This window comes from Sporosarcina sp. P29 (assembly GCF_002743265.1).
Lineage (GTDB): Bacteria > Bacillota > Bacilli > Bacillales_A > Planococcaceae > Sporosarcina.
In genome coordinates, this window is the sequence record NZ_PDYX01000010.1 from 1 (window position 1) to 20,866 (window position 20,866).

The window sequence follows — 20,866 nt, forward strand, 5'->3', positions numbered from 1 at the left end:
GTGCTGCCAGTTGTCTCCCGGCCACGGCCTACCCCGCAGTTGTGCCTGCGCTGCTAAGTTTTATTTATTTTGGTTGTGGTTCTAAGAATGATAAATTGCGTATCTTACCCAATCTAGAAACTCGGTTGACGGAAAGACTAGGCGGCTGCGGGTCTTTGGCACTTTTGTTGGGGTCGTTGCTCGACTGGTGGTTGGGTACTGAAGTTAGTGAGTGTCTGCTTTCTGGACCCGCGCAGGCACGTGGGGGATTGCCGCCAGTTGTCTCATGGCCACGGCCTACCCCGCAGTTGTGCCTGCGCTACCGTTGGGTATTCAGTTAAGTTGTGATTCTAATAGGAAAAAGATCAGTGATTTGGTGATACTGATCTTGTAGTTTTGAAAATGAAGTATACGAACTGCCCTACACCTACTCCAACGAAGGCGCCTGCTGTGGTAGGCGTAGCGAGGAGACAAAGACAGGCGCACTTCCTGTCTCTGGCTCCTCGCGAAAGCCATCCACCAGCGCCGAAGTGGGGACAATGGACTCGCCACTTACATAGACAGCTAAACCACAACCTCCTGATCAAACAAGAAACAGAAAAAGCACGGGCAAGAACCGCAAACCAAAGCCGCTTATTACGCACAATTAACAGAAACGTAATCCATGATCACTTACGCACTAATCACTTAAAAAACGCTATATGAACTGCCCCACACCCACTCCAACGAAGGCGACTGCTGTGGTAGGCGTAGCGAGGAGACAAAGACAGGCGAACTTCCTGTCTCTGGCTCCTCGCGAAAGCCATCCACCAGCGCCGAAGTGGGGACAATGGACTCGCCACTTACATAGGCAGCTAAACCACAACCTCCAGATTAAACACGAAACGAAAAATGCATGTGCAAGAACCACAACTTAATGCCGCTTATTACGCACTCTAAACAGAAACGTAATCTGATAGCACTTCAACGAGTAACAACAACTACCCGAACTGCCCTACCCACAATCCAACGAAGGCGACTGCTGTGGTAGGCGTAGCGAGGAGCCATCCACCAGCGCCAAAGTGGCGACAATGAACTCACCACTTACATTGCCAGCTAAACCACAACCTCCTGGATGAACAGGAAAAAGAAAAGCACCTGCAAGAACCACAACCCAACGCCGCTTCTTACTTACCACCTAAATAAAATCCCTATTCCAACACAAAAAAGCCGCTCAAGAAATCCATTATGATCTCCTGAACAGCCATATTCGAATTTATTTGTTCACCTTAAGTAAACCATCTATCAAACCAGCATGCATACCTTCATGCCATGTCAGAAGCTGAAGAACTTCTTCGACAGTTTCCATCGTAAGGAACTTGCCAATAGAAATAGGCGTACTCAATCGATGCGCAAGCTGTTGTTCAGTCAGTTGCGAAATGCGCTTGCCTTGATCTTTCATCGCAGCAAATAACTCCTCTTCTGCTGGCGGAATGCTCGGCCAAGTAGATGGACTCGTACCCGGTGCAAAGAATTCTGCCCATTCCAACTTGTCGACTGGGTAGTCATTCATTGCACGGTTAAGAAGATCTTCAGTCAAAGAATAAATATGTCCTACATTCCATCGGATGGTATTAGAAAAGCCTTCAGGTTGAACGTCCCACGCATGTTCATCTGCTCGTTTAATGAGGCCTAACGTATAACCTCTTGCCATTGAAAACTGTTGCAACGTACCCATTCATTCCACCCTTTCTTCTAATCTAAAAACAGCCTTGCACTTAGGCAGGCTGACTTTACGATGGATTTTCTTCTTGCTTTTTAATATTCTTATGCTCATTCCATTGGTCATGCGCTTCGTGGTTGTATTCACGATTATATTCTTCCTGATCACCATACGGGAACTTTTCACCGGGTGTTAGATCATGATAGTTTTGGCTGGGTGATTTATTTTGACTGTAAGCGGAGGGTTTATGTTCTCCTGTTTCATCTTGAGCATTTTCTCTAAATGCTACACTTGAATCAGAATCTGCAGGATCGGCGAGAGGTAGTTCATCTGGTACTACTACATCTTCTACCACACACTGTTCCTCATTAATTTCTTCTAATTTCGGAGTTAAATCTTTTTTGTTTGGATACTTCCCGTCAACGATTGTCATATAACCATTCCTCCCTTTCATGCAATCTAGAATCAATAGACCGCACTCTCTATACATACCCTTATTCGCCATAAACTAAACTAATTCCTTTTTTAAATGAAAAAAAGAGTAAGACAGGAATTTTATCCCATCCTACTCCGCGCCAATTTACCCACCTACGACATCAATCGTCACTTTGAATAAATCCCCATCGACTTCCACTTCCATTCGACCGCCATGTAGCTCGACAATAGACTGAGCAATAGCCAATCCTAAACCGGAACCTTCCGTCTGTCTGGATGCATCCCCTCGCTTAAAGCGTTCGAATAACTCATCCGTAGTGTCACCAAGTTCATATCGCGCAACGTTTTTCAACACGATACGCGCATTCGATCCCACTTGCTGAAGATTGACGTATACTCTCGTACCTGGCAATGAATATTTCCACACATTGATCAGCAAATTATCGAGTACTCTCCACCATTTTTGTCCATCGACCAGCGCGTAGACTGGCTCTTCAGGTAAAGTAGTCCGAACATGCAAATCTTGTTCAACGAATTCTTCCGCATGTTCTGCCAACGCTTGTTGAATCAATTGATTTAAATCCACACGCTGCTTCACCATTTCTAAATTGCCACTTGCCATTTTTGACACTTCGAATAAATCTTCAATGAGCGTTTTCAAGCGCTGTGATTTCTGATCTAAAATGCCCACGTATTTCGCACGTTCTTCTGCAGTTAACGACTCATCTTTCAATAAATCTGTATACGTAATAATGGAAGTGAGCGGCGTCCGTAAGTCATGGCTAACATTTGTGATCAACTCTGTTTTCAATCGCTCGCTTTTCGCTTGTTCATTGATTGACACACGAACACCTTCGCGAAGATTATTCAAATTCGTTGCATGTTTTGCAAGCTGTGATTTCCCTTTCACGGGTATCGCCTGCGTCAGATGTCCCGCTGCCATATCGTTCGTTGCAGCCAATATACGATTCAAATAGGCTGTTTTTTTCACGTAAATGAATAATGCAGGTAGCAAGACAAATAATATACAGAAAGCGTAAATCACGAGAAGCTCCGGTTGCATGAATCCACCCACCAAGCCTACACCGGCAAGGAAAAAGATCATGAGCAACAACGATAACTGTACACCGATTGTACGATTATTGAATGTGTCTCGAACATCTTGCGTAAATTGCATCGTAAAACTTTCACGCCAATCCTTCATCAGCCGCCCAGGTTCGCGGTATAGCATAAATAAGTGAACAGCCTGAAACACCAACAGTGCGGTAAACAGTACACCAATCAGGAAGAAGCTGACCGCCATATTACTGATAGTCCCCAAGTTTAGATACATAAACTGATTAAAGATATTGAATATAGTCGATTCGAAATAAAGAGTTAGAATAAATGCGGTTAGTAGCAAAAGAGCTACTTTCACATCTATTTTCCAGCGTGAATACGTAGCAGCAAATCTTGGCTGAAGCACCCATTCTTTCTGGAACTTTATAATTGTAAACAATGCCGCGAGCGCTAGCACACCGAGAACCCACAATCCATAGATCATATACTTCCCACGGATGAATTGATCGTTTTCCTTAGCCATTGCCCCTGACACTGCAGCATCTGAGGGAATAATAACCGTACCTTCAAAATATTGTGGAGGATTGCTAATGCCTTCTACACCATCATCTGTGAACATCGATGGTTGTTCCATGGAATAGTCATCGTACCCATTGTCATACACGGCCGAATTCGCCTTGAAATATCCTGTAGCATCTGTAAATTGTTGTTGGAAGAGGGACGTGACCTCGACATCTCCACGCGTAAATCGCTCACCTGTTTCAACATTCACGAGATCATAGGAAATGGGAATATTCATTTCTTGATTATTTTCTGTCTCCCTAATCTGACTAGCTAAAGCTTTTGCCTTTTCCGAGCGGATTTTGTCTTCTACATAACTATCGCTATCAAAATTCTTTTGGATCTCTTCTAGTTTCATATTTCGCTCTTTAACTAAAGCCAATAGCAACGTTTCATTTTTCTCACTTTTCGCATCCGCAATTCGTTCTGCATATTGTTGCTGGATATTATCAAGCTGTGCAGAAAGTGTACCGTATCGCTGTCGGTATTCTTCAATTTCATCAGGTGAAACCGTTAATTCCTTCTCTGCTTTTTTCAAGTCGATGGGATTGAGTACAGTAGAAGACAGATTATCGTATACCTGTTCCATTCTATAGGTGAAATCTTCTTGGTCGGTAAACGATTTACCAACAAGCTGCGGTGCGTACTGAATGATGGACGGCAACGCAATCAATACAAGCGTCACGAGCGCAGACCAGATGACCAATTTTATATTTTTATTCATCACACGGTTCCTCCTCTAATAATTCGGCCAAAGTAATGGGTTGCCAAGTGTAATCGTTCCCAGCCGTCTAGGAATAGATCAACCGCAAAAGAAGCGCAGTACAGTAGACTTCCGAAAGCTAACGCAATAGCAATAAGTGACCCAACTAAGCCGTTTCTATTTTTCGATTTTATAGCCAACGCCCCACACCACTTTCACATACCGCGGATTTTTTGGATCCGCTTCGATTTTTTCTCGGATTTTTCGTATATGCACCGCTACGATATTCTCCGCGTTATATGCTTGTTCATTCCACACGCGTTCATAAATTTCGTTGATTGAAAATACGCGTCCTGGATGTTTCATCAGTAGCTCTGTTATTTTAAATTCAATTGGAGTTAGCCGAACAGGCGTCCCTTCTACCGTCAGTTCTTTCTCTTCTTCATTTAAGACAAGACCATTTACTTCAATGACTTTTTGCCCTTCATACGTCCCTAACTGCACATACCGGCGAAGCTGAGACTTCACACGAGCCATCAACTCAAGCGGATGGAATGGCTTCGTGACATAGTCGTCCGCCCCCACTGACAAGCCGTGGATTTTATCCGAATCTTCCACTTTCGCACTCAACATAATAATGGGGATATTTTGCACTTCCCGTATCTTGAATGTAGCCGTAATTCCATCCATATTTGGCATCATAATATCCAAAATCAATAAATGGATTTCATTCAACGAAAGCAACTCTAACGCTTCTTGACCATCTTTCGCCTTCAGTACACGATATCCTTCATTTTTCAAATAAATCTCAATTCCCTCGCGAATTTCTTTGTCGTCATCCGCTACAAGCACTGTAAACTCTGCCATGTACGTCACCCCGTCTCACTAATAACTTCATTCTATCACCCCACTCTTAACAAAGACTGAGGATAAATATGAAGAAATTCTTAAGATGTTTTCGAATGAATTCTTTTGCGCTCATTAAACTGCCTCAACCGCTCTTAAAAATCCACTAATGCTCATAGAACATGGCCAAGCGCTCTATCATGCCACACAAGCGCTCATAGAACACATCCAACCGCTCTATGCACCGCCAAAACCGCTCATAACTGATGTATAATCCTCAATAAGAATGCCACACTCATATAATGGAGGTGGCGAATATGCCTAATAAGAAGAACAAGAAGAAAAATGAGCAGATGCGCGAGGAGTATGGCGCAGGTTATGATCTGAGTCCTGATGATTTTGATGTAATTGGACAGAATGATGCGGCTAAAAAGAATAAAACGAATTCAAAGAAGAATAAGCAGACGGAAGGTAATCAACCATTTAATCCTTCATGATTTTTGAAGGAAAACGCATAGTTATCGAATACAATCATTCTTTTTCATTCATCACACAAAAAAAGAGCAGCCAATTTTGGCTACTCTTTTTTTGTGTGTTTTGTATTCTAGTTATCCCGGCTGATCATACAGCAATCCATACTTTCGCTGAATACGCTCTAAGATTTTCATCCAGCTTGCTCCAAATACGATAATGAAAAACACATTGGATAAGGCATGCGCAAGGTCGAAGTAGATACTCGAGGCAAAAATTCCAGCAACATATTTCCAAGACAATGCTTCAATATTCCCAACAATGACCCACGTATTCATGAACCAGCCGAATATATAGCCCCAGACGAAACCAAATGTACATTTTCCCCACAGCGTCCTCATAAATGCTGTATTGCGCAATAGTCCCGCAGTCATTCCCATCATGCCCCACGCATACATTTGCCAAGGAGTCCAAGGTCCTTGACCGAGGAAGAAGTTCGAGACAATCGCCGCGACCGCTCCAACGATGAAGCCCGACTCCGCACCAAATACTAACCCCGCCATAATGATGATGAACGAAGTCGGCTGAATGCTGGGTAGTCCAGCGAATGGAACACGTCCAACTGCCGCAATCGCTGCAAGCATCGCTAGCAAGACGACCTCTCTTCCCCCTACATCCCGCCACTCAAAACGGGCGAAAAACGGAATCATAATGGCCGCGATCATGATCAAGCTAAGTAACAAATACGCTCTATAATGAAAGAACACGATTGAAACGACAAGCAAAGATAATAATACAAATGAAACAATTACTAAATACTTTCGCGAACGGCCCATGTCGCCACAGCCTCCTCATACGTCAAAACTTCAGGCTGTTTCGTTTCCCGCGTCGCACGATTAATCGCCGTCGTGTAGAAATAATTGCCTTTGAATAATTCATCCGGTGTACCGTCCGCCGCAATTTCTCCGTCAAACATCATCGCACACCGTTGTGCATAACTCGCCGCAAAGCCAATGTCATGCGTCACCATGAAAATCGTCAGTCCGTCTTGCTGCAAACTATACAATAACTCACCTAAATGCTTCTTGGAAACAGGATCCATTCCCTTCGTCGGTTCATCGATAAACAACATCTCGGGTTCACCTAACAAAATACAAGCAAGTGCCGCTTTCTGGACTTCTCCACCTGAGCAATCATACGGATGACGCGTACGTAAATGGGAAATGTCGAATGCTTCGAGTAAATGATGCATCCGCTTAGTTAAATCAGGTAGTTTCAAACGTTCACCAATACTTTGCATTTCTTCTTCAATCGTTTGCTGGACAAAATACGTTCGCGGATTTTGTGGCAAATACGCAATTTTTCCAAGCCACTCAGAATCCTTCATTTTCTTCATATCCTGCCCATTCAAATAGACTTTGCCACGTTGCGGTTTTATACTGCCGAGACTTGCGCGTAAAGCAGTTGTCTTTCCACTGCCATTTCCTCCAACCATCGCAAAAAACTGACCTTTCGGGATGCGTAACGTAAAACTTTTCAAGACGAATGGTGCTTTCTTTTGATACTGAAAAAACACATCGTCCATCTCAAGTATCCATCGCTCTTTCGATTGATTTAATTGCGCCTCTACAGGCACTATTTCATGCTCGTCACGACCGATCCACTGTTTACATTCTTTCACCGTCAAAGGAATTGCCGAAACGATAGGCATCTCTTCGAATTCCATATAAAGCCGTGCGAATGCAGGTAAGTACGGAAAGAACTGTGTTGCGCAATCCGCATATAACGCTCCAATGACTTGACGACTGTCTCCCTCGTACCGAACTTCACCTGATTCCATCAGTACGACCCGGTCCGCCACCGCATATAATTCTTCCAAACGGTGTTCGACTAAAACAATCGTCATGCCCGTTTCTTTATTCAGACGCTCAAGCATCAGTATCAACTCTTTTGCTGCTACCGGATCAAGTTGTGATGTTGGTTCATCGAGCAATAGCACACGCGGCTTCATAAGGAGTACCGACAGTAGATTCAATAATTGCTTTTGACCACCCGACAACTCAGAAGGCTTTGCGCTCAGCAAGTCTTCCACTCCGAAAAAATGCACCATTTCCGCTACCCGTTTACGCATTTCAAATGTAGAGTACCCTAAGTTCTCTAGCCCGAAAACAATCTCTTGCATCACTTCATCCATGACGATTTGATTGTCTGGATCCTGGAACACATAGCCGACTTGCTCGACCATCTGCCGCTCTCCCCACTCATGGATCAACTTATTTTTATAGAGAATTTCCCCTTCAAGTTTTCCTGTCGGCGTCAATTCCCTCTTCAATAACTTCAATAAAGTCGTCTTACCACTACCGCTTGCGCCTCCAATAACAAGGAACTCGCCTTCATTGACGGAAAGTGAAATGTCCTTTAGCACATACTGATCTGTGTTTGGAAAAGAAAACGAGACGTGATTCAAATTGAATAATTCCATTTCAGTTGTTCTCTCCCTTCTACAAATACTGGAAACAGTGCGACAGCCATGCCGCAAGCGAAGACGACCCAATCAAGCAATGATAGATGCAATGTACCAAGTTCCGGATAAATAATGATCTTTCCATAGCCCAACAATCCACCCGTGCCGCCTATGACGAAAGCTACGAGTAAATAACTCAACCAACGTTTATCAGACTTCGTCATGCGAAATGGGATATACGGACGTCTTGTACCGGATCCATATCCTCGTGCTTTCATAGAATCTGCTGTCTCCACAGCTTCTTCCAAAGACCACGATAGTAGAATTTGTAACATCGACATTCCGCTCTTCGCACGCTCACGCAATGTTCCTTGTGTCATCGTCATGCCCTTCAGACGCTGAACATCCTGAATTTCAGTCAATCGCCTTTTTAGCAATGGCACAAAACGGATGGACATCATAATCAGAAATGCAGTCCTCGGTAGAATTCTTGCAAAAATGTATAATAATTTATTACCGTTCAGGACGATATTCAATGAAACGAATAATAGAAGAATCATCAACAACGACATTGCGGTCACGACACCATAGAGCATCGCTTCTAGTGTCACTTGTTTTCCAAAGAGATCAAACCACACATGCGTCCCTCTTGAATTAATCAAGGGATTGATCACAATAATTAGCACAGTCATAGTCATCATCAACGGCGTCCACTGCTTCATCGCTTGTCCACCGTCATGTGATAAATTAACCGCAATTAATGCCAGGCAACCGGCTAGTAAAAAGATCGGATGATTGAAGAACATCGCAAAAAAACCAAGGCAAATATAATAAAAAAACATCACGAAAGGGTGAATTGCCTGTATTCCATTGCCCATAACCCTTCCCCTTCCTACTCCCTCAACCTACTACACGTTAAAGACAGACAATCTTGCACCACGCGGGTGCAAGATTGTGTGATCATTTTGTATTCAAAAACTCCATTAACATTTTCATAGCATGTGCACGAGACGTTGAGTTACTTGGCATAAAGTTGCCGTTCTCCCCTTTTGCCATCTTCAAATCATATAGCATGCTCATTGCTTTCACAGCTTCCATATTGTATAAGCGAATATCACGGAAAGGTGCTATTTGTTCGAACTTATACATTTCGCCATTCTTCACTTCATACGCACGGTATAACATAAGCGCCATTTGTGCACGTGTCACTTCTTGTGCCGGCATGAATTTACCGTCTTTTCCTTTTACCAAACCATGATGATACGCAGCTGCAATTTCTCCTTGTGTACTTGAGGCATACTTTTGTATATCAGGGAATGGTGCTTTCTTGTCCGTCTTCAAATCTAATGCACGAACCAAAATAGATACCGCTTGCGCACGAGTCAGTGATTGATTCGGCTTAAACGTTTGATCTTTATAGCCACTCGCAATCCCTAGCTCCACTGCTTGATTAATATAATCCTTTGCCCAGTGTGTTTGAATATCCGTAAACTGTGGAGTTGGATTCGGTTCTGGCTTTGGATCTGGCTTTGGATCTGGCTTCGGATCTGGATCCGGTGTTGGTTCAGGATCTGGCTTTGGCGACGGAATGACAGGTACTTCCGTGAAGTTGTACAATACACCTTTGCCTTTCGTGAACAAATCAAATGCTACTAAAGCTTGCAATGCTTGCTCCGTTGCCATTGCATTCGAACGGCTATCTCCTGCTGTATGCTGGAAGCCACCGTCAGATGTTTGGAAACTTAACAGGTGATCAATTAAGTTGATACCGTTCTTCGTAAACATCGGTATACGTGGATCAATTTGATTTGCAGTTAGACCGATGATAACTTGCGATGTCGCTTCGCTTGAAATACCTCCAACGAACGCTTCGTCGAATCCACCAGTTGGACCTTGTTCATCCGCTAGGAATTTCACTGCACGATCCATCGCTTTACGAACTTCCGGCTTATCTGTATAAGGTGCAATTCCAATCAATGCCATCGCTGTAATATCATAGCTTGTTGAGCCTTCTTTACTCGTTGACAAGCTCCACGATCCGTCATCTTTCTGATATTTCAATAGCTCTTCAACTAGGCTCTCACGTGTCCATTTCGAGTTGCTTGGCACTTGGTAACCTTTTGTATCAAGGGCAATCAACGCAAAAATGATCCCGTTATTGCCTTGGTATGTCAGGCTATCCGCACCCGTCATATGCTTTTCACTATTTAAAATTTTATCGATTAAGTTAAAGCCCTTGCCATCTGCATTCATCGGATCAATACCGATTGCTGCAGCGGCCATCGTTAAACGTTGTACATCCGTAATCTTCATACGACCTTTGCCGGACCTACTAATCACTTGGTCTTGCAAATGTTCGTAGAATTCATTTGTATAAGAAGCAGGTACTTTCTTGCCCGCTTTCACAAGTCCGATTGCCTGCCACTCACTATCGATTGGTCCTGCAAGCATTTGTGCACTCGCCTGGTTAATGGCTGAAGTAACAAGCTTTGAGTAATCTTTAGTTGATGGCGTTTCGGGTGTTGGATCTGGTTTCATTACCGGAGGCTTCGGTAATGGATTTGGATTTGGAACTGGATTTGGTAACGGGTTCGGTTCAGGGTTAGCGATTGGTGAATATGTCACCTTCACTGATTTTGTCACTTTATCATTTTTCGCATCCGCGGCCTGTAAGACGATGTTATTCTCGCCACTCTGCAATAGCGCATTTACTGTGTTTCCTGTCACAACTGCCGGCTTGCCGTTTACGGTGACTGTCGGTTGAAGTGCTGTTCCGAAATAACTCGCTGCATGTACTTGGAATGAAAGGCTAGACTTCGTAACTGTTGCTCCCGAAGTAATTCCTGACACTGAAATCTTCGGCTCCAAGTCTTCACGGAAAGGAAATAGATCAGCGTTTAGATCCTTACCTAAGTCCGTCGTATATTTCCACTCCACTTTATCGCCAGGGATGAGCTTGATGACGCCCGCTCCGCGATTTGGAAAGATACCGTTGACGCTGTACATCCAACCACTGCCTTGTCCGCGGTCGAATTCATATACATTATCTATCCCCTCTACATATGCAGTCGCGCCTTCTCCGCCACTGTATTCCATTTGAATGCCTCTTGATTCAACATTTCGTTTCAATACACTTAAAACCGTATCGCCTTCCTGTACTTCGACGGTAGACAACGGCATAGGGATTTCTGTATTAGAAATTGTAATGGAATGTTGCAGCGTCTGCGTTGCTTGATTTTCATAAATCGGTGTCGGCTGCTCTGCAAATGAAGGTGCAACCGGCATGAGGATAGCGGCACTCGCTAATGCGAATGCTGCTGTTATTTTTGTGAAGTTTTTGATGATAGAAATAAAGCATACCTCCTTATTTAATAATGAATAATTTACGAGCAGATTGTTTTATTGTTATTCCTTCTGCAGAGACTGGATCAATTACGACTAAAGAATATAACTGACCTTCCATATAGTCTGTTTCAGGTGTCACAGTAACTGTTACACCGTTTGCTTTCACTGTGGCTGGCACACGCTTGCCTGTAATGTCTTCTACATAGATTTTATTTAAATTCACTTTCGAGTCTTGAATTTCTCTGTTGAACGTGACTGTAAACGTATGAGAAGGTTCTACTACTTCGGCATCGAAATAACGATATGGACGATCATTATCTACAATAAATACTTTTTTCGTTCCTTCAGGAATTTCCGTTTCTTTCTTCGTTCCATTTTCTCCAGCTTGCACAACATAATATCCTTCAATCATTTCCGTGTTTTCAATAAAAATAGGAGACCAAATTTCATTTTTATTTTTCTGCACCTTTAGAAGGCTGTCATTAAGAATCCCTTGAAGAGTTGAATGACTTGAAACTTCAAGTTGCGTTGATTTTTCTGAGAAGTCATATAAACGCCCTTCACCTTTTGTAAATAAATCAAATGCTACAAGACCTTGAATCGCTTGTTCTGTAGCCATTCCGTCTGTCGAACCCGTTAAAGTATGCTTGAAGCCCCCATTTTCTGTTTGGAAGCTTAACAAATGATCGATCAAGTTGATGCCATTCTTTGTAAAACGTTCTCCTTGGGGATCGATGTTATTTGCTGTCAGTCCAATGATCACTTGCGAAGTGGCTTCACTAGAAATGCCACCTACGAACGTTTCGTTAAATCCACCAGTAGAACCTTGGCTTTCTGACAAGAAAGTAACTGCTTTCTCGACAGCTTTTTTAACAGCTGGTTGCTCATTGTATGGAGCTAATCCAATAAGAGCCATTGCTGTCATATCATAACTCGCAGTCCCTGTATTACTTGTAGCTAAACTCCACGCACCATCAGCCCTTTGATAGCTTAAAAGAGCCTCAACTATCTTTTCGCGGTTCCATTTTGCATCTTTTGGAACTTCATAGTTTTTCGTATCGAGTGCAACTAATGCAAAAATCAAACCATTCGTTCCTTGGCGAGTCATCGTATCAACATTTCTAATACTTATACTGTTATAAATTTTATCCAGTAAATCGATACCATTGATATTTTTAGGATCTCTCCCTATCGCTGCTGCCGCTATCGTCAAACGTTCTGCATCTGTTATTTTTAGACGTTCCAAGTTCGCAACGATTTGTTGTTGGACATTTTGTTCGAATACTTCTTCATAACTTTCCGGTACAGTTGCTCCGGCTTTTGCTAAACCAACTGCCGTCCATTCGCTCGAAACAGATTTACTCAGTATATAATCTGTGACTTTCTTAATTGCTTCAGGTACGCGTTCTTGACTCGCAACTACTGTAATTTGTAATGCATCTGCCGCTTTCCCTACCACAGCTGCTTCTGTTGCAACTAGTGAGAGGTTTTCACGTTCCACTTTGCCTTTTAATTGAATTGTAATTTGCTGATCCGTATTTTGGGTGATTGTAGAAATTGTTAAATTAGATGGTTCGACAGTCCAATTCGCCGTCTCTAGCGCTGCTGACGTAAAAGTATCTCCTATTAGATTCACAGTAATTGCGGGATTATCACTATGTTCTATAACCTGTGTAGACGTAGACATAGCGGCCCAACGACCATAGAAGAACTTCACCACGTCAGTATTTTTCAAGACATAAGCAGCGGCTCCAACAGAAGGAGCTTGTCCGTTTACTGTATAATTCCAGCCATCCCAACCGCCTAATGTTCCTGCTTCTTCATTATCAATTGATGTTACATACGCCCCGAAATCACTTTCTTGCACAGTATATTTTATGCTCTGGCTATTCAGTGCCTTCTTCAATGCATCTAATGCATTTTGTCCTTCTGTAACTTGAACCGCTTCTTTTAAAATTCCCCCCGATAAACCTTCTACTTCGACATCCACTAAGTAGTTAGCGGCTTGCGGGCTTATATTACTTTGTTGAACATCCGAATTCGCTAAAGCAACTAAACTCGTTGCAGGTAACAGCATCGTTACTGCTAGTAAAACACTTGCAATGATAGATACATAACGCTTAAACAAATGATTTCCCCCTTATCCTAGTTTGGTAATTGAACGTAAAAAAGCCCTTGCCTCCAGAAAGAGACAAGGGCACTATGTATAAGCGGACTTCAGTTAATGACTTATTACATCCAATACAATATGCATACCTCTTCCTGGGAGGCGTAACGCATGGTATTTTGGCAAGTCTCCTGACTTATGGATCATCACATCTTCAACCTTCCCAGTATTTCACCAGTGGTGTTTTGAAGATATTTCCCATTTACAGTGGCCGGACCGTACAGGATTTTCACCTGTTTCCTTTTTCATCTTTACAATAATGTAAAGAACCAAAATATTCTATTCAATTTTACATTAGTATATCACATGCTCACCTGCTACTTTTTATTATTTCAAAAGAATAGTATAAAAGACCGATGAAAGAATCTCTCATCGGTCTTTTTGTAAATATTATTTATTTCATCACGTGCTATATAAGTGAGTGAATGCTTACAGCTCCTGATAATCCCGCTGATAGACTCCGCCATCTTTCACTTCTGCATGATAAAGTGCTTTCAATGCAAAGCTTTTCTCTAGCTCATGCTCTTTCATAATCTCTTTCAATCGCCTGTTTAACTCTGGGCTATGCTTTACGAGCTGAAGCATCTTAGGTTGTGAATATTGCACGAAAATCCCCTCCTCATTTCATTTGTTTCTATAGTATAACATGGCTACGGTTCTTGGTGTATGAAAGGAAATTGTTCTTCTAGCTGGAAATCACCCTCAACTTTCATGTATACTGACACAAGCACAAGCTAATGACTATGGGCAAGTAAATGAATTGCGCTACAGAACCAACTTACATATTGGACGAGAAGGAATTTTTCTCGTCTTTTTTATTTTCACTAGTAATGATTTTGTCAACAAACCGCCTTTTATTTAGCGTTTACATGGGCGATTAAATGGGTAATGTGAAGTGTATGTGTGCAATTTTATTGTGCTTTTCGATTATGTACTTAGCTCATTTCACAAACTACATTCAAAAAAGGAGGACCTATGAAAAAAGTATCGTCAACATTTTATATTACATTAGCAGCGGTCGTATTGGCAGTCGGTTATGGTGTAATTGCTCCCGATCACTTTGAGGCTGTCACGCTCGTTATAAGAAACTTCATTTCTGATTCATTCGGCTGGTATTACTTGCTGACAGTTTCTATGTTATTCTTCATCTCAGTTTATTTGATATTCAGTCCACTCGGCAGGATTCGATTGGGGAAAGACAGTGATAGACCGCAGTTTTCTATGTTCTCTTGGCTTGCGATGCTATTTTCCGCCGGTATGGGAATTGGACTCGTGTTCTATGGAGCTGCAGAACCTCTTTCACATTATGCAGTAAGTTCAGCTACTGCACCTACTGAAACGAAAGAAGCGTATAAAGAAGCGATGCGTTCAACATTTTTCCATTGGGGCTTCCACGCATGGGCCATATACGGTATGACCGCTTTAGCACTAGCTTACTTCCAGTTCCGCAAGGGTCAGCCTGGATTGATTTCTGCTACACTTCGTCCAATTTTCGGTAATCGTGTAGAAGGTAAACTCGGAACCGTCATTGATGTCTTTGCAGTTTTCGCTACTGTCTTCGGCGTCGCAACATCACTTGGTTTTGGAGCAGTCCAGATCAACGCAGGTTTGAATTACTTATTCGGTGTACCGATCGGTTTCTGGTCTCAATTTATTATTATTGGGGTCGTAACTGTATTATTCCTAATATCCGCATGGAGCGGTCTTGGAAAAGGTATTCGTATTTTATCAAATACAAATATGGTATTAGCTCTTACACTGTTGGTCTTTATCATTGCACTCGGTCCAACATTGCTGATCTTCAATATGTTCACTGATTCTATCGGAGGTTATTTAGAGCACCTCATTCGTATGAGTTTCCGTACAGCACCACTTACACCTGAAAATCGTTCATGGTTGAATGACTGGACACTATTCTACTGGTCTTGGTGGATAGCGTGGTCACCATTTGTCGGCATGTTCATTGCCCGTGTTTCGAAAGGTAGAACAATTCGTGAATTCATGATCGGTGTGCTTGTTGTACCGACAGTATTGAGCGCCATTTGGTTCTCAGCATTTGGTACGACAGCTATTGAAACACAAAAGGCAGGCATTATCGATCTAGCCTCAACTGCAACAGAGTTGACGATTTTTGAGATGTTCAGTGGATTGCCTTGGTCATTCGTCATTTCAGTTGTCGCTATTTTGCTGATCACATCATTCTTCATTACATCAGCGGATTCAGCAACATTTGTACTCGGCATGCAGTCGTCATATGGTTCATTGACTCCACCTAATAACTTAAAAGTTGTCTGGGGTGTCATTCAGTCTTCCATTGCGATTATTCTATTATATGTTGGTGGGTTGGATGCTCTTCAAAACGTCATCATCATAGCCGCCTTACCATTCTCCATCATACTGATCATGATGGTCGTCTCGCTATTCAAATCCTTAAAAGAAGAGCGAAAAAAAGTAAAACGAAAATAAAAAATGAACACTGCGCACATGCGTAGTGTTCATTTTTTTATTAGTTTGAGGCTTTTTCGATTGCTTGTTTCAAGTCTGCGATAATGTCGTCTACTGACTCTAACCCTACAGACAAGCGGATTAACTCCTCGCTGACGCCTGAATTTTTCAAGTCTTCTACGGACAACTGCTGATGAGTAGTAGAAGCCGGATGAATGATTAGTGATTTTGCATCTCCCACGTTCGCTACATGAGACCAGATTTCTACATTGTCGATGACTTGTCTTCCTGCATCGCGTCCACCTTTGATACCAAATACGATTATTGAGCCATACCCGTTTTTCAAATGTTTATTGGCCAATTCCGCCGTTGGATGATCTTCTAGACCTGTATAGGTTACCCATTCTACAGCTGGATGTTCTTGCAGGAAGGCCGCAACCTTTTGCGCGTTTTCATTGTGGCGAGGCACGCGTAAATGAAGTGTCTCTAAACCTTGCAACAAGTTGAACGCACTGTCCGGCGACAAGCATGGGCCGAAGTCTCTTAGCAATTGCACGCGCAATTTCGTTGCGAAAGCCGCTGCTGCCGTGTCGATTCCGTAACGTAAGCCGTTATACGATTCATCCGGCTCTGTAAAGCCAGGGAATCTACCTTGTGTCCAATCGAATGTCCCTGCATCTACTGCTACACCACCGATAGTCGTACCGTGTCCGCCAATCCATTTCGTTGCTGAGTGGATCACTACGTCTGCACCATACTCGATAGGGTTTGATCCATATGGAGATGGGAATGTGTTGTCTACTAGCAATGGGATTCCATTTTCGTGTGCAATGTTCGCAACAGCTTCCACGTCAAGCACTTGCAAACTCGGGTTACCGATTGTTTCTGCAAACAAAGCTTTCGTTTTATCTGTAATGGCCGCTTCAAAGTTCTTAGGATCCGAAGCATCCACAAACTTTACGTTGATGCCGAAGCGCGGTAATGTTACGGCAAATAAATTATATGTACCACCGTAAAGATTACTTGCTGCAACAATTTCATCGCCCGCTTCAGCAATATTCATAATAGAGAATGCGATGGCTGCCATTCCCGAAGCCAACGCGACTGCCGCTGTTCCGCCTTCTAGCTGTGCGACACGTTCTTCGAAAACTGCTACTGTCGGGTTCGTAATTCTTGTATAAATATTACCTGCTTCTTTTAAGCCAAATAGGTTTTGTGCGTGTTCCGTGTCTCTGAATACATAAGAAGTCGTACGATGAATCGGTAAAGCCCGTGAGCCTGTTTCCGGATCCGGTTTTTGCCCTCCGTGTAATAGTATCGTTTCTGGCTGTAAATTCGTCATAACCATTCCCCTTTTTCATGTATTGATGGAACACCGAAACGCCCCGAATATCTTTTCTCTGGGACTAGACAAGGAAAACGTAGGCGTGTGATTCACTATTTTTATATAGAAAAAACCCATCTTCCATAATAAGAAGAGGGCTCTGCTTTCGCTCATTCCCCCTTATCTTCCAAACTATTGAAAGTTTGTAGGAAGTAGCACCTTTGCTTCCGCCGGTTGCCGGGCATCACAGGGCCTAATCCCTCCGCCGCTCTTGATAAGAGTGTGTCTATTCGTTTTCCATCGTTGAAAAATAGTATACGGCTATTCCTAGTCTATTGCAAGGATTTAATAGAATGTTTAGAAATTAGCATTACTTTCATAATATTGAAAGGAAATTGTGAAAGGTTAAGGCACATTTGCTCTACATTCCAGGCGCAAGTGTGAGTTCCATGATGATTTTACTTGCGACTCCACTCAAAAAATCGCCAGCGACATGTTCTGTGAACGATGTGCTGGCGATTTTGCTTGATTAGAATATGTCCCACCATATTTTCACAGCGGAGGCCATGATGAGTGTGGCTAGGATGCTTTGTAGTACTTTGGTGTTTACTTTACGACTAACTTTCACACCAATCGGAGCTGCGATAATACTTGCAACGATCATGACGAGAGCTGGTCCGTAGGGTACTTGCCCTGTTAAGAGCTTGCCTGACGCTGAGCCGACGGACGACAATAGTGTAATCGCCAGTGATGTAGCGATCGTCACGCGTGTGGGAATTTTTAGTATTACAAGCATAATCGGTACCATGATGAATGCACCGCCAGCTCCGACAATCCCAGCCGCCAAGCCGACGATAAAGGCTGCACTGGAAGCTACGAAGCGATTGAATGTAATTTCATCAATCGGCTGATCGTCGAGACCTTTTTTTGGAATAAACATCATAATTGCTGCCATAACGGCTAAAATACCATAGACGACGTTGACGGTAGCTTCTGAAAGCATACTAGAACCTGCGCCACCGATCACACTGCCAACTAATACACTGATTCCCATATAAAGAACAAGTGGTTTCAAAATTAGATTACTCTTTCTATACGCTAAAACTCCGGAAAGTGACGCAAAGAACACTTCCACCGCAGTAATCCCCGATACTTCATGTGGCGTAAACGCAGTAAACCCAAGTAGTGCAGGAATAAATAACAACATTGGATATTTGACAATCGCGCCCCCGATTCCCATCATTCCGGAAAGGAACGAGCCGACGAGTCCAATGAGGAAGATCGTAATAATAAATGGAATAGTCATGATGTTCTCCCTTCTTCCTGATGAAAGAGGGAGACAGCTATTCCCTCTATCCTAAGTTTACCCTTTTTGGATCCAAAATTTAAAGACATCGGACTCTTGTTGCTGGTCTTTTATTTCATGATTACCAGAAGCCGCCCATGCTGTCAGGTCGGATACCGATCCTTTATCTGTCGTATGAATCTCCAGAACATCTCCTGTTTGCATATCCTTCATTGCTTTCTTTGCACGTACGATCGGCATTGGACATGCCAGGCCTTTTGCGTCTAAAAATGTTGTTGAACTCATATTTATCTTCTCCTTTTAATGTGGGTTATTGTTTTACAGCTGATTTAAAATAACTATTTACCGTACCGCACAGCGATTCGGGCCAATCTCCATCTCACGTTGTGTTTCTTCGTCAGGTTGGATTTTCCCCATATTCATTTGACGTATTTCCTGATACGCGTTCGGTTGGGGAGGCAAGTTCCCTGTGACTAATTCTCTGAACTCTTTTTCATCTTCAATGTTCAAGCCATGGTTTTGCTTATACAACACACCGAGCTTTTCCGACACGCTACCATCTTCATTCAACTCATCGATAATCATGAAGTGTGCCGGTAAAACCGTTAGTTCTCCTGACAATTCCTTGTAACGACTATACAAAGACTCACGTAAGTCGCCCACCCAATCTTCTGCCAAACCTGCTAAATCTGGTCGTCCAATCGAATCAATGAACAAAATATCGCCGGTCATTAAATAGCTATCATCGACAATAAATGAAGTCGAACCAATGGTGTGTCCTGGCGAATAAAGTGCCTGAATATCAATTTTAGTATCGCCTATTTGAATCGATGTATCGCCTTCTAATGCAGCATATTCAAATATGACCTCTACCGCATCTTTTGGCGGTAGCCAGTACGTCGCTCCTGTCGCTAGTGCAATCTGGCGACCACCTGAAATATGATCCGCATGCAAGTGTGTGTCGAGTACATTTGTGATCTTCACACCGCGTTCCGTAGCAAAGTCCATGAACACATCTGTCATCCGCGTCGCGTCAATGATTGCCGCTTCTCCGCCTGATATGACCATATAAGAAAGGCACCCTTTACCAAGACGAACGAATTGATAAAGCTCGCCACCCGATTTTAAATCAGCAATCTTCACCGGCTCCAAATACTCGCTCCATGCTTTCATGCCACCTGAAAGATAACCTACTGAATAGCCTTCTTCTTCAAGGATTTCTGCCACCATGACGGACGAACCTTCTTTTGCACAGACCACTAGGATCTCTTCATCTTTTGGCAATTGATCTTCAATTTCTTCAATACCATCCAATAAATCAAAGTACGGCACATTCAAATGGCGCACTTGCTCTCCTTCGATTTTCCAATCTTCAAATGCAGTTTCATTTCGAACATCCAAAATGAATAATGACTCTTTCGCAATAATGCGCTTGGCTACTTCACTTGATTGAATGATTCTCATTTATTCATACCCCCTACCGTATTTTCTATTTCACCATTCCATTTTGACATACCAGGAATTACATTCGTGACATTTTCAAATCCCTTTGCTACTAGTTTTCGACACGCCATATCACTGCGGTTACCTGTTCGGCATACTACAAAGAACTTCTTGTCTTTACTCAAGTCCGCCATACGTTCATCCAGTTGGCCAAGAGGGATAGATAAGGCTCCAGGTATATGAGCAAATGCATACTCAGCTTCTTCACGAACATCTACTAGCACAGTATCAGGGTGTTGCAGTTGGGCTAACAACTCATTATTATCGACTGTAACCGGATATTCTTTTTGTGACTGATCTTCCTGACCCGCTTTTCGTACGAAGTGGCTCCATACATCGGCTTCTTTCACATTACCGACGTATTGATGCCCCACACTTTCCGCCCATGCTTGTAAATCTGCAGTAGTACCTGAATCTGTCGACTGGACTTCGAGCACTTGACCATCTTCCATCTCTTTCATCATCTTTCTCGTCTTCACAATCGGCATCGGACAAGCAAGGCCTTTTGCATCTAACACGTTATCTGACTGAATCATTGTACTCCTCCTATACACCC

General features: G+C 42.9%; 17 protein-coding genes and 2 riboswitches. Of the genes, 2 read left to right on the forward strand and 15 right to left on the reverse strand.

Going from position 1 to position 20,866, the window contains the following annotated elements; genetic code table 11:
• Positions 1-1,234 precede the first annotated feature (1,234 nt).
• The 4 genes from CSV68_RS10030 to CSV68_RS10050 all read right to left on the reverse strand — a co-directional run bounded on the left by CSV68_RS10030 (position 1,235) and on the right by CSV68_RS10050 (position 5,306).
• Positions 1,235-1,696 carry a DinB family protein gene (locus tag CSV68_RS10030; RefSeq protein WP_099634232.1) on the reverse strand — a complete coding sequence of 154 codons (462 nt, stop codon included), beginning with the start codon at positions 1,694-1,696 and terminating at the stop codon, positions 1,235-1,237.
• Positions 1,697-1,751: 55 nt separating this feature from the next.
• Positions 1,752-2,114, reverse strand: a complete 363-nt coding sequence (locus CSV68_RS10035) for a hypothetical protein (protein ID WP_099634233.1) — start codon at positions 2,112-2,114, stop codon at positions 1,752-1,754.
• A 147-nt stretch (positions 2,115-2,261) separates the two neighbouring features.
• Complete coding sequence (locus tag CSV68_RS10040) at positions 2,262-4,460, reverse strand: sensor histidine kinase (RefSeq protein WP_099662047.1); 2,199 nt, start codon at positions 4,458-4,460, stop codon at positions 2,262-2,264.
• A gap of 156 nt (positions 4,461-4,616) precedes the next feature.
• A complete protein-coding gene (locus CSV68_RS10050) occupies positions 4,617-5,306 on the reverse strand; it encodes a response regulator transcription factor (RefSeq protein ID WP_099634236.1) in 690 nt (229 codons plus the stop codon).
• Between the two features lie 296 nt (positions 5,307-5,602).
• Between CSV68_RS10050 and CSV68_RS10055 the strand changes: the two genes are divergently transcribed.
• Positions 5,603-5,782 carry a hypothetical protein gene (locus CSV68_RS10055; RefSeq protein ID WP_233190429.1) on the forward strand — a complete coding sequence of 60 codons (180 nt, stop codon included), beginning with the start codon at positions 5,603-5,605 and terminating at the stop codon, positions 5,780-5,782.
• A gap of 111 nt (positions 5,783-5,893) precedes the next feature.
• Here CSV68_RS10055 and CSV68_RS10060 read toward each other — a convergent pair whose 3' ends face one another.
• The 6 genes from CSV68_RS10060 to CSV68_RS17330 all read right to left on the reverse strand — a co-directional run bounded on the left by CSV68_RS10060 (position 5,894) and on the right by CSV68_RS17330 (position 14,338).
• The gene (locus CSV68_RS10060; RefSeq protein WP_099662048.1) at positions 5,894-6,592 is read right to left on the reverse strand and encodes an ECF transporter S component; all 699 of its coding nucleotides are present in this window, start codon (positions 6,590-6,592) and stop codon (positions 5,894-5,896) included.
• A complete protein-coding gene (locus CSV68_RS10065; protein WP_099662049.1) occupies positions 6,568-8,238 on the reverse strand; it encodes an ABC transporter ATP-binding protein in 1,671 nt (556 codons plus the stop codon). The genes CSV68_RS10060 and CSV68_RS10065 overlap by 25 nt, the downstream gene beginning before the upstream one ends.
• Positions 8,220-9,098 (reverse strand): energy-coupling factor transporter transmembrane component T, encoded by an 879-nt coding sequence (locus CSV68_RS10070; RefSeq protein ID WP_099662050.1) that lies wholly within the window; start codon positions 9,096-9,098, stop codon positions 8,220-8,222. The genes CSV68_RS10065 and CSV68_RS10070 overlap by 19 nt, the downstream gene beginning before the upstream one ends.
• A gap of 82 nt (positions 9,099-9,180) precedes the next feature.
• Complete coding sequence (locus tag CSV68_RS10075) at positions 9,181-11,505, reverse strand: S-layer homology domain-containing protein (protein WP_099662051.1); 2,325 nt, start codon at positions 11,503-11,505, stop codon at positions 9,181-9,183.
• Positions 11,506-11,584: 79 nt separating this feature from the next.
• Positions 11,585-13,693: a DUF4430 domain-containing protein gene (locus tag CSV68_RS10080; protein WP_099634242.1), complete on the reverse strand. Its 2,109-nt coding sequence runs from the start codon at positions 13,691-13,693 to the stop codon at positions 11,585-11,587.
• Between the two features lie 143 nt (positions 13,694-13,836).
• Positions 13,837-14,021: riboswitch (cobalamin riboswitch) on the reverse strand.
• A gap of 140 nt (positions 14,022-14,161) precedes the next feature.
• Positions 14,162-14,338: a hypothetical protein gene (locus CSV68_RS17330; protein ID WP_099625366.1), complete on the reverse strand. Its 177-nt coding sequence runs from the start codon at positions 14,336-14,338 to the stop codon at positions 14,162-14,164.
• A gap of 369 nt (positions 14,339-14,707) precedes the next feature.
• Here CSV68_RS17330 and CSV68_RS10090 point away from each other — a divergent pair, with 369 nt between their 5' ends.
• Entirely contained in the window at positions 14,708-16,198 is a 1,491-nt protein-coding gene (locus CSV68_RS10090) for a glycine betaine uptake BCCT transporter (protein WP_099634243.1), read from the forward strand.
• 40 nt (positions 16,199-16,238) lie between these two features.
• Here CSV68_RS10090 and CSV68_RS10095 read toward each other — a convergent pair whose 3' ends face one another.
• The 5 genes from CSV68_RS10095 to CSV68_RS10115 all read right to left on the reverse strand — a co-directional run bounded on the left by CSV68_RS10095 (position 16,239) and on the right by CSV68_RS10115 (position 20,846).
• Positions 16,239-17,519 (reverse strand): O-acetylhomoserine aminocarboxypropyltransferase/cysteine synthase family protein, encoded by a 1,281-nt coding sequence (locus CSV68_RS10095; RefSeq protein WP_099634244.1) that lies wholly within the window; start codon positions 17,517-17,519, stop codon positions 16,239-16,241.
• Positions 17,520-17,678: 159 nt separating this feature from the next.
• Positions 17,679-17,782: riboswitch (SAM riboswitch) on the reverse strand.
• Positions 17,783-18,030: 248 nt separating this feature from the next.
• A complete protein-coding gene (locus tag CSV68_RS10100) occupies positions 18,031-18,807 on the reverse strand; it encodes a sulfite exporter TauE/SafE family protein (RefSeq protein WP_099634245.1) in 777 nt (258 codons plus the stop codon).
• A gap of 57 nt (positions 18,808-18,864) precedes the next feature.
• On the reverse strand, positions 18,865-19,092 hold the full coding sequence (locus CSV68_RS10105; protein ID WP_085427863.1) for a sulfurtransferase TusA family protein: 228 nt from the start codon (positions 19,090-19,092) through the stop codon (positions 18,865-18,867).
• Between the two features lie 57 nt (positions 19,093-19,149).
• The gene (locus CSV68_RS10110; protein ID WP_099662052.1) at positions 19,150-20,271 is read right to left on the reverse strand and encodes an MBL fold metallo-hydrolase; all 1,122 of its coding nucleotides are present in this window, start codon (positions 20,269-20,271) and stop codon (positions 19,150-19,152) included.
• On the reverse strand, positions 20,268-20,846 hold the full coding sequence (locus tag CSV68_RS10115) for a sulfurtransferase TusA family protein (RefSeq protein ID WP_099634247.1): 579 nt from the start codon (positions 20,844-20,846) through the stop codon (positions 20,268-20,270). Before CSV68_RS10115 ends, CSV68_RS10110 begins: the two co-directional genes overlap by 4 nt.
• Positions 20,847-20,866: the final 20 nt, after the last annotated feature.

Excerpts from the sequence above, each read along its gene's own strand:
- CSV68_RS10065 (WP_099662049.1), bottom strand. The coding sequence starts at position 8,238 with ATGGAATTATTCAATTTGAATCACGTCTCGTTTTCTTTTCCAAACACA.
- CSV68_RS10105 (WP_085427863.1), bottom strand. The coding sequence starts at position 19,092 with ATGAGTTCAACAACATTTTTAGACGCAAAAGGCCTGGCATGTCCAATG.
- CSV68_RS10040 (WP_099662047.1), bottom strand. The coding sequence starts at position 4,460 with ATGAATAAAAATATAAAATTGGTCATCTGGTCTGCGCTCGTGACGCTT.
- CSV68_RS10060 (WP_099662048.1), bottom strand. The coding sequence starts at position 6,592 with ATGGGCCGTTCGCGAAAGTATTTAGTAATTGTTTCATTTGTATTATTA.
- CSV68_RS10100 (WP_099634245.1), bottom strand. The coding sequence starts at position 18,807 with ATGACTATTCCATTTATTATTACGATCTTCCTCATTGGACTCGTCGGC.
- CSV68_RS10110 (WP_099662052.1), bottom strand. The coding sequence starts at position 20,271 with ATGAGAATCATTCAATCAAGTGAAGTAGCCAAGCGCATTATTGCGAAA.
- CSV68_RS10050 (WP_099634236.1), bottom strand. The coding sequence starts at position 5,306 with ATGGCAGAGTTTACAGTGCTTGTAGCGGATGACGACAAAGAAATTCGC.
- CSV68_RS10070 (WP_099662050.1), bottom strand. The coding sequence starts at position 9,098 with ATGGGCAATGGAATACAGGCAATTCACCCTTTCGTGATGTTTTTTTAT.
- CSV68_RS10095 (WP_099634244.1), bottom strand. The coding sequence starts at position 17,519 with ATGACGAATTTACAGCCAGAAACGATACTATTACACGGAGGGCAAAAA.
- CSV68_RS10035 (WP_099634233.1), bottom strand. The coding sequence starts at position 2,114 with ATGACAATCGTTGACGGGAAGTATCCAAACAAAAAAGATTTAACTCCG.
- CSV68_RS10030 (WP_099634232.1), bottom strand. The coding sequence starts at position 1,696 with ATGGGTACGTTGCAACAGTTTTCAATGGCAAGAGGTTATACGTTAGGC.
- CSV68_RS10115 (WP_099634247.1), bottom strand. The coding sequence starts at position 20,846 with ATGATTCAGTCAGATAACGTGTTAGATGCAAAAGGCCTTGCTTGTCCG.
- CSV68_RS10055 (WP_233190429.1), top strand. The coding sequence starts at position 5,603 with ATGCCTAATAAGAAGAACAAGAAGAAAAATGAGCAGATGCGCGAGGAG.
- CSV68_RS10090 (WP_099634243.1), top strand. The coding sequence starts at position 14,708 with ATGAAAAAAGTATCGTCAACATTTTATATTACATTAGCAGCGGTCGTA.
- CSV68_RS10075 (WP_099662051.1), bottom strand. The coding sequence starts at position 11,505 with ATGCCGGTTGCACCTTCATTTGCAGAGCAGCCGACACCGATTTATGAA.